At 63.9% G+C, this 7,283-nt stretch carries 6 protein-coding genes; all 6 read left to right on the top strand.

The window, feature by feature from the left end:
• Window positions 1-424 precede the first annotated feature (424 nt).
• A complete protein-coding gene (locus tag WJU21_RS18025) occupies window positions 425-1,639 on the top strand; it encodes an aromatic ring-hydroxylating dioxygenase subunit alpha (protein WP_346324857.1) in 1,215 nt (404 codons plus the stop codon).
• A 220-nt stretch (window positions 1,640-1,859) separates the two neighbouring features.
• Window positions 1,860-2,474, top strand: a complete 615-nt coding sequence (locus WJU21_RS18020) for an NAD(P)H-dependent oxidoreductase (protein ID WP_346324856.1) — start codon at window positions 1,860-1,862, stop codon at window positions 2,472-2,474.
• Between the two features lie 105 nt (window positions 2,475-2,579).
• A complete protein-coding gene (locus tag WJU21_RS18015; protein WP_346324855.1) occupies window positions 2,580-3,053 on the top strand; it encodes a MarR family transcriptional regulator in 474 nt (157 codons plus the stop codon).
• Window positions 3,050-4,489: an efflux transporter outer membrane subunit gene (locus WJU21_RS18010; RefSeq protein WP_346324854.1), complete on the top strand. Its 1,440-nt coding sequence runs from the start codon at window positions 3,050-3,052 to the stop codon at window positions 4,487-4,489. Before WJU21_RS18015 ends, WJU21_RS18010 begins: the two co-directional genes overlap by 4 nt.
• A gap of 4 nt (window positions 4,490-4,493) precedes the next feature.
• On the top strand, window positions 4,494-5,645 hold the full coding sequence (locus WJU21_RS18005; protein WP_346324853.1) for an HlyD family efflux transporter periplasmic adaptor subunit: 1,152 nt from the start codon (window positions 4,494-4,496) through the stop codon (window positions 5,643-5,645).
• Window positions 5,642-7,201 carry a DHA2 family efflux MFS transporter permease subunit gene (locus WJU21_RS18000; RefSeq protein WP_346324852.1) on the top strand — a complete coding sequence of 520 codons (1,560 nt, stop codon included), beginning with the start codon at window positions 5,642-5,644 and terminating at the stop codon, window positions 7,199-7,201. The genes WJU21_RS18005 and WJU21_RS18000 overlap by 4 nt, the downstream gene beginning before the upstream one ends.
• Window positions 7,202-7,283: the final 82 nt, after the last annotated feature.

Here is a 7,283-nt window from a genome sequence, read left to right as displayed (position 1 = left end):
TGGTCCACAGGTGATCCCATTCCCGCTGCATCCAGTCGCGCGAATAATAGCGGTCCTGTGAAATCCGGTCGCCGCGCGCATTGCGCGGGTCCTTGCCGTCGATGGCCAGCGGATGAGTGATGATCTCGGTCATGTCCGTCTCCCGTTTCGTAGAAGCGAATACCGTGGCGGACATTCTGCCGATCCGCCATCGGCGACGCAGTATCGATGGCCATGCCAACTGGCGAATGCTGCCGCCAGATGTTGGCCGGATCGATCGTTCGAATAAGTTAATGGCTAAACTTCCGCGCAGCGAGCGAATTTGTTACTATCTACCGACGTAGCAACCGGCGCCAATGTCCCTACATTGACAAGCCGGCCCCCCATCACGGATGATCGCTCCTTCGCGGGGAATGCTGAATGAATTTTTCAGGAGACGCAGGATATGAATAAGGCCACCCTGATCGAGATGACCAAGGATGCGCTGGAGCACGGTAAAGCCGGCACCATGCGGCAGGCGCCTTCGGTGATGAAGGTAAAAGCGGACATCTACACCGACGAAGAGCGGTTCGAGCGCGAGAAGAAGCTGATCTTCAAGCGCATGCCGCTGATGCTGGCGCCCACCGCCGAGCTTCCCAATCCAGGTGACTACAAGGCCATGGATGCGGTTGGCGTTCCGGTGCTGCTGACCCGCGGCAAGGATGGCAAGGTCCGGGCGTTCCTGAATTCCTGCACCCACCGCGGCACCGCTGTGGCGCAGGGAACCGGCAATGCCTCGCGGTTCATCTGCGGCTATCATGGCTGGACCTTCAACCGCGACGGTGAGTTGATCGGCGTGGCCTCGCGCGAGGATTTCGGCGAGGTGAACACCGACGAGCTGGGCCTGAAGCCGTTCCCGGTGCTGGAGAAGGCGGGCCTGATCTGGGCCATCCTGGATCCGAATTCGGACCTGGACATCAATGCCTTCCTGTCGGGCTACGACGAATTGCTCGCAGGCTTTGGCCTCGAAAGCTGGCAGTTCTTCCAGAGCCGGACGCTGAACGGCCCGAACTGGAAGATTGCCTATGACGGCTATCTGGATTTCTATCACCTGCCCGTGCTGCACGCGGATACGTTCGGCCGCAACATTCCGAATCGCGCGCTGTTCTATTCGTTCGGCCCGCACACGCGGGTAAGCGCGCCCTCGACGGTGCTGCCGATGCCCGAAGGGCTGGACCTCAACGACCTCGCCGAGAAAGACAGCAGCGAGTGGCCGGTCGAGGCGCTGATGAACGGCGTGTGGACCATCTTCCCGCACATCTCGATCGCCACCTTCTATGGCGGCCAGCGCGGCGTGATGATCTCGCAGCTGTTCCCGGGCGAGAAGGTGGGCGAAAGCTTTACCACGCAGATGTATCTGTCGGAGAAGCCGCTGACCGACGAGACCCGCCAGGGCCTCGAGGACCAGTTCAAACTGCTGGAATATGTGGTCCAGCACGAGGACTATGGCACGGGCCTGCGCCAGCAGAAGGCGCTCGATGCCGGCATGACGGAACATGTCTATTTCGGCCGCAACGAGGGCGGCGGCCAAGTGTTTCATGGCTGGGTGCAGAAGCTGCTCGACACCAGCAATGATGACCTGAACAGCCTGTTCTCGCCGGTCCGCCAGGCCGCCGAGTAGTTGCAGGCCGGCCCCCGGGCCGGTCCCTGCACGACCCTGTTCACAAACCACCCCGCACCTGGTGCGGGGTGGTTTCGTGTTTTCGGGACCTGAAGGCGGCACGGTCGACATGCGGGCAGGGAGGCGCCCGTGCCGGTTCGCCGTGGCCTGCTGGCGGCGGAACATTCGGGACATCGACGGGTTCTGGCGTGTGGTTGCGTTAACGACACAGGAGACTGTCATGACCCTCAAAATGCTCGCCATCAATTGCACGCTGAAGCCGTCGGCCGGGGAGGAGCCGTCCTCGACGGACCTGTTGATCGACCAGATGGTGAAAGCGTTCGGCAAGCATGGGGTCAAGGCGGACAAGGTCCGAGCGGCGGACCACGATATAAAGCCGGGGGTGACGGCGGACGAAGGGAAGGGCGACGACTGGCCGACGATCCGTAAGCAGCTGATGGCGGCCGACATCCTGTTGCTGGGGACGCCGATCTGGCTCGGCCAGCCCAGCAGCGTCTGCAAACGGGTGCTGGAGCGGATGGACGCCTTCCTTGGCGAAACCGACAGCAAGGGCCGCATGGTCACATTCGGCAAGGTTGCCTGCGTTGCCGTGGTCGGCAATGAAGACGGCGCGCACCACGTTGCCGCCGAAACCTTTCAGGCGCTCAATGACGTGGGGTTCAGCATTCCGGCAGGCGGCATGGCGTACTGGGTGGGAGAGGCCATGGGAGGCGTCGACTACAAGGACCTGAAATTGACGCCATCCAAGGTGCAGGACGCCATCGAGACCGTGGCCCGTAACGCGGCCCATCTGGCCAGCGTGCTCAAGGCCGAGGAATATCCGGGGACAGACTAGGCTTCCCAGCCTGCAATTTTTTGCCTCCAGATCGTTTGCAGACGCTTGCGCAACCTTAACCGGGCGATTATATAGCTGCCTAGGCAGTTGTTGCGCAGGCAGTTAATGACCCAGGGGCACTATACTCCCGAGACGTTCACCGCACGGAACGCGGTTGGCTATCTCCTTCGCTGTACGTTGAACCTCATGCAGCCCCGGCTCGAAGCGCTGTTCGCGAACCGCGAATTTACCTTCGTGCAATGGTGCGTGCTGATGCAGCTGCGAGACGGTCTCGCCAATCGCGCTGCCGACATCAGCCGTAATCTCAATCATGACAGCGGCGCGCTTACCCGCGTGGTTGACCAGCTCGAGGCTCGCGGACTGCTTGAGCGGACGCGCAGCACCGAAGACCGCCGGATGGTCGAACTTGCGCTGACCCAGGAAGGACGCCGCTCGGTAGAGGCGTCGATCCCGCTGGTCGTCGATCACATCAACGCGATCCTCTCGGATTTCAGTTCAGAGGAAATCGAGATGCTGGTCGGCATGCTCAAGCGGATCATCGACAAGCTGCAGGACGGCGACAGGGGCAGCGCGCCATGAAACGCGGATTTGTCTTGATCGCCGCTGTTTCCTGCGTTCTCGCCGGTTGCGTGCCGACGACCCAGCCCAAGCTGCAGATGCTGCAGGATGCAGAACTCGGCCTTGACGACGCGGCCGCGCCGGTCGCCAGCAAGGCCTGGTGGCGCGACTGGGCCGATCCGCAGTTCGAGGCGCTGGTCGTGAAGGCGCTTTCGGGTAATCCGCGGCTTGCCGAGGCGCTGGCGCGGGTGCGGGCGGCGCAGGCATCGGCGGCGGCGACGCGGGGCGACGCGCTGCCCCGGGTGACACTCGACGGTGACGAGCAGTTCCAGCGGTTCAGCGAACGATTCATCTACCCACCGCCCTATGGCGGCGGCCACTACTGGCTTGGCTCGGTGCAGAGCAACCTGTCCTGGGATGTGGACTTCTGGGGCCGCCAGAAGGCCCTCATCGATCAATCGCGGGCCGGCGCCGCGGCGGTGGAGCTGGATGCGGCGGCCGCGCAACTGGCGCTGACGGGCACGCTGGCCGAGGCCTATATCGGGCTTGACCGAGCCTATGCGCTGCTCGACATCGCCGAGCGCGCGGTGGCGCAGCGCGCCCGGCTGCTGGATCTGGCCCAGCGGAGAGTGGTTGCCGGTCTCGACAGCCGCATCGAGGAAAAGCAGGCGGAAGGCCAACTCGCCGTGGCGCGGGTCGCCCGGCAGCAAGCGATCAATGAGCGCGACAACACGGTACACGCGATCGCGGCACTGACCGGCCAGGGCGCCGGCGTCTATGCCGATATCGTCAGGCCGACCCTGAACCCGCAGGCCGTGCTGCCGTTGCCGGAGACGCTTCCAGCCGATCTGCTGGCGCGCCGTCCCGATATCCTGGCTGCCAGACTTCGGGTCGGCGCGGCCATGTCCGGGCAGAAGGCGGCCAAGGCGGCGTTCTATCCCAACGTCAATCTGGTGGCCTTCGCGGGCTTTCAGGCGATCGGACTCAGTCACCTCCTGAGCGGCGGCGCCGGTGTCTACGGCGCAGGCCCCGCGGTGCACCTGCCGCTGTTCGACGCCCGGCTCAAGCCCAATTACGAGGGCGCCACGGCCGAAATCGACATCGCCATCGCCGGCTATAACGGCGCAGTGGTCGCCGCGGTACAGCAGGTGGCCGACAGGCTGTCGGGCATTCACTCCCTGCGGCTTGAACTGGTTGATCAGGCGAAGGCGCTGGAGGCGGCCGAACAGGCGTTTGCGCTGGCCGAGCGGCGCTATGGCGGCGGATTGTCGACCTATCTGGCGGTATTGACCGCCGAAACGCAGCTGCTCGACGCGCGGCGGCAACTGGCCGTGCTGACCGCGCAGCAAGCCTTGGAACGGGTCAAGCTGCTCGTCGCGGTGGGGGGAGACTTCGCGCCGCCCGCAGAATCGGAAACGCTAGCGGCTGGGTTGAACCAGCCCGCCGCGAGGGAGTGACGACATGGCTTCCCCTGAAACCAACCGCCGCCGCGGGCTGTCGGCGATCGCCCTGGTTGTCGTTCTCGGCCTGATCGCCTATGGCGTCTACTGGCTGCTCTATCTGTCGCATTACGAGAGCACGGACGATGCCTATGTGACCGGCGATGTGGTGTCCGTCACGTCGCTCGAGAATGCGACAGTGCTGGCAATCCACGCGGACAGTACCCAGACGGTAACGCGCGGCCAGCTTCTCGTCGATCTGGATCCGGCGCGGGCCGATATCGGAATGGCGAATGCGCGGGCGGAACTGGCGCGGACGGTGCGCGACGTGCGGGCTCTGTTCTCCCGCGCCGAAGAATTGCGGGCCCTGATCCGGCAGCGCGAGGCCGAGGCGCAGCGGGCCGAGGCCAGCTACAAGCGCCGGGCCGATCTGGGCGCCGATGGCGCGGTGGCGCGCGAGGACATCGAGAATTCACGCGACGAGGCGGCCGAATTGCGCGCACAGGTATCGGTGGCGCGCGAGCAGCTGAACTCCACACTGGCCATGCTCGGCAGCACCGGCGTGGCCGACAATCCGATGGTGCTGGCGGCAGCGGGCAAGGTGCGGCAGGCGGCGCTCTTCGTGTCGCACATGCGCATCATCGCGCCGGTGGACGGCACGATTGCCCAACGCACGGTGCAGATCGGCCAGCATGTCAGGCAGGGCGATGCGCTGATGGCGGTGGTGCCGCTTTCCGAGGTGTGGGTCGAGGCCAACTTCAAGGAAGTTCAGCTCACCGATATGCGCGTGGGGCAGAAGGTTGAGCTCGAGGCCGACATCTATGGCGGCGACGTGACCTATCACGGCACCGTGGCTGGCTTCTCGGCCGGTAGCGGCAGTGCCTTCGCACTCTTGCCGCCGCAGAACGCGTCGGGCAACTGGATCAAGATCGTCCAGCGGGTACCGGTGCGCATTCTGCTTGATCCCGAGGAAGTGAAAAAGCATCCGCTGCGCATCGGCCTGTCAATGCAGGCGACAGTGGACATCAAGGATACCTCCGGACCGATGATCGCGGCGGAGGTCCGGCATACGCCCATTCCGACCAAGCCGGTCGATGCGGTGGGCCTGGATGTCGAGGCGATGATCGCTGAAACCATCGCGGCGAATGCCGGAGGAAACGGGAAGAAGCCGTGAGCTCAGAGCCGCCCGGTCAGCCAAAGGCGCTTAGCGGCGGCAAGCTTGCGGTCACGTCGATCGCGCTGGCCATGGGCACCTTCATGCAGGTGCTCGACATCACCATCGCCAACGTATCGATCCCGACCATTGCCGGAGATCTCGGCGCGAGCGCCGACCAGGGCACCTGGATTCTGACCTCCTTCGCCATCGCCAGCGGAATTGCACTGCCGCTCACCGGATGGCTGATGGGCCGCTATGGCGCCGTAAAGGTGTTCTCCATCTCGATCCTGCTGTTCACGCTGGCCTCGCTGCTGTGCGGCCTGGCGTGGAACCTGAGCGGGCTGGTGGTGTTTCGGGTGATCCAGGGAGCGGTCTCGGGGCCGCTGGTGCCGGGATCCCAGGCACTGCTGCTGATGATCTTTCCGGTACACCGGCGCGGCACCGCGCTGGTGATCTGGTCGATGACGACCCTGATCGCGCCGATCTGCGGTCCGATCCTTGGCGGCCTGATTTCAGACAATTATCACTGGTCGTGGATTTTCCTGATCAACATTCCTGTTGGACTGCTGAGCGTCTTCATCGTCTGGCGCAATCTGAGGGACTTCAAGACGCCGATCCGCAAGCTGCCGATCGACGTGATCGGGCTGGTGCTGCTGATCGTCTGGGTGGGCTGCCTGCAGATCATGCTGGATACCGGCAAGAATGACGACTGGTTCTCGTCGTCCAGGATCGTGGTCCTTGCCGCGGTGTCGGCAGTGGGTTTCGCCGCGTGGCTCGTGTGGGAATGGACTGACAAGCATCCCATCGTCGACCTGCATCTGTTCAGGATCAGCAGCTTCTCGGTGGGAACGGCGGCGTTCTGCCTGGGCTACATGCTGTTCTTCTCGAATCTGGTGATCCTGCCGCTGTGGCTGCAGACGCAGGAAAATTACACCGCGACCTGGGCCGGCCTGATCGCCGCGCCCAGCGGACTGGTGGCGCTGATCCTTTCGCCATTGGCCAGCCGGCTGATGGCCGGCACGGACATGCGCTGGGGCGCGTCATTCGCATTCCTCATGTTCGCCATCTCGTTCTTCATGCGTGCCAACTACACGACGGACGCCAGCTTCTTCGACTTTGCCATGCCGCTCCTGGTGCAGGGCGTGGCGCTCAGCACCTTCATGATCTCGATCGTCTCGATTACCGTGCAGGGCCTGCCGCCGGAGAAGATACCGTCCGGCTCGGGCATCATGAACTTTGCCCGCATCACCGGCGGCGGCATCGCCGCGTCCATTGCCGTGACCTTCTGGGACCGGCGCGAGATCCTGCATCAGAGCCGGCTGGCCGAGGCGTCCAGCGCCTATGATCCGGTGTTGCGCCATTCAATGGCCGTGCTGCAGGAGCTGGGATTGACGGAAACACAGGCGCTCGGCGTTCTGGTGCGCGAGATGGTGTCGCAGGCCTATCTGCTGTCCACGACGGACCTGGCGTGGTTCTCGGGCTGGGCCAGTCTGGCGCTGATGGTCATGTTGTGGATTCCGCGCAAGCCGCAGGTGGAAGACGCCCCGGCACCGGTGATGGCGGCGGCAGATTAAATATATCACGATATATTTTCGTGCTTGTCGGTAATCCGGCGCAATGATACCTTGAGCCTGTTCGGGACCGGACTCGTCCGGC

This window comes from Emcibacter sp. SYSU 3D8 (assembly GCF_039655875.1).
GTDB lineage: Bacteria > Pseudomonadota > Alphaproteobacteria > SMXS01 > SMXS01 > RI-34.
Note: the sequence above shows the minus strand (reverse complement) of the source record. Positions and strands in the feature narration are given on the sequence as shown.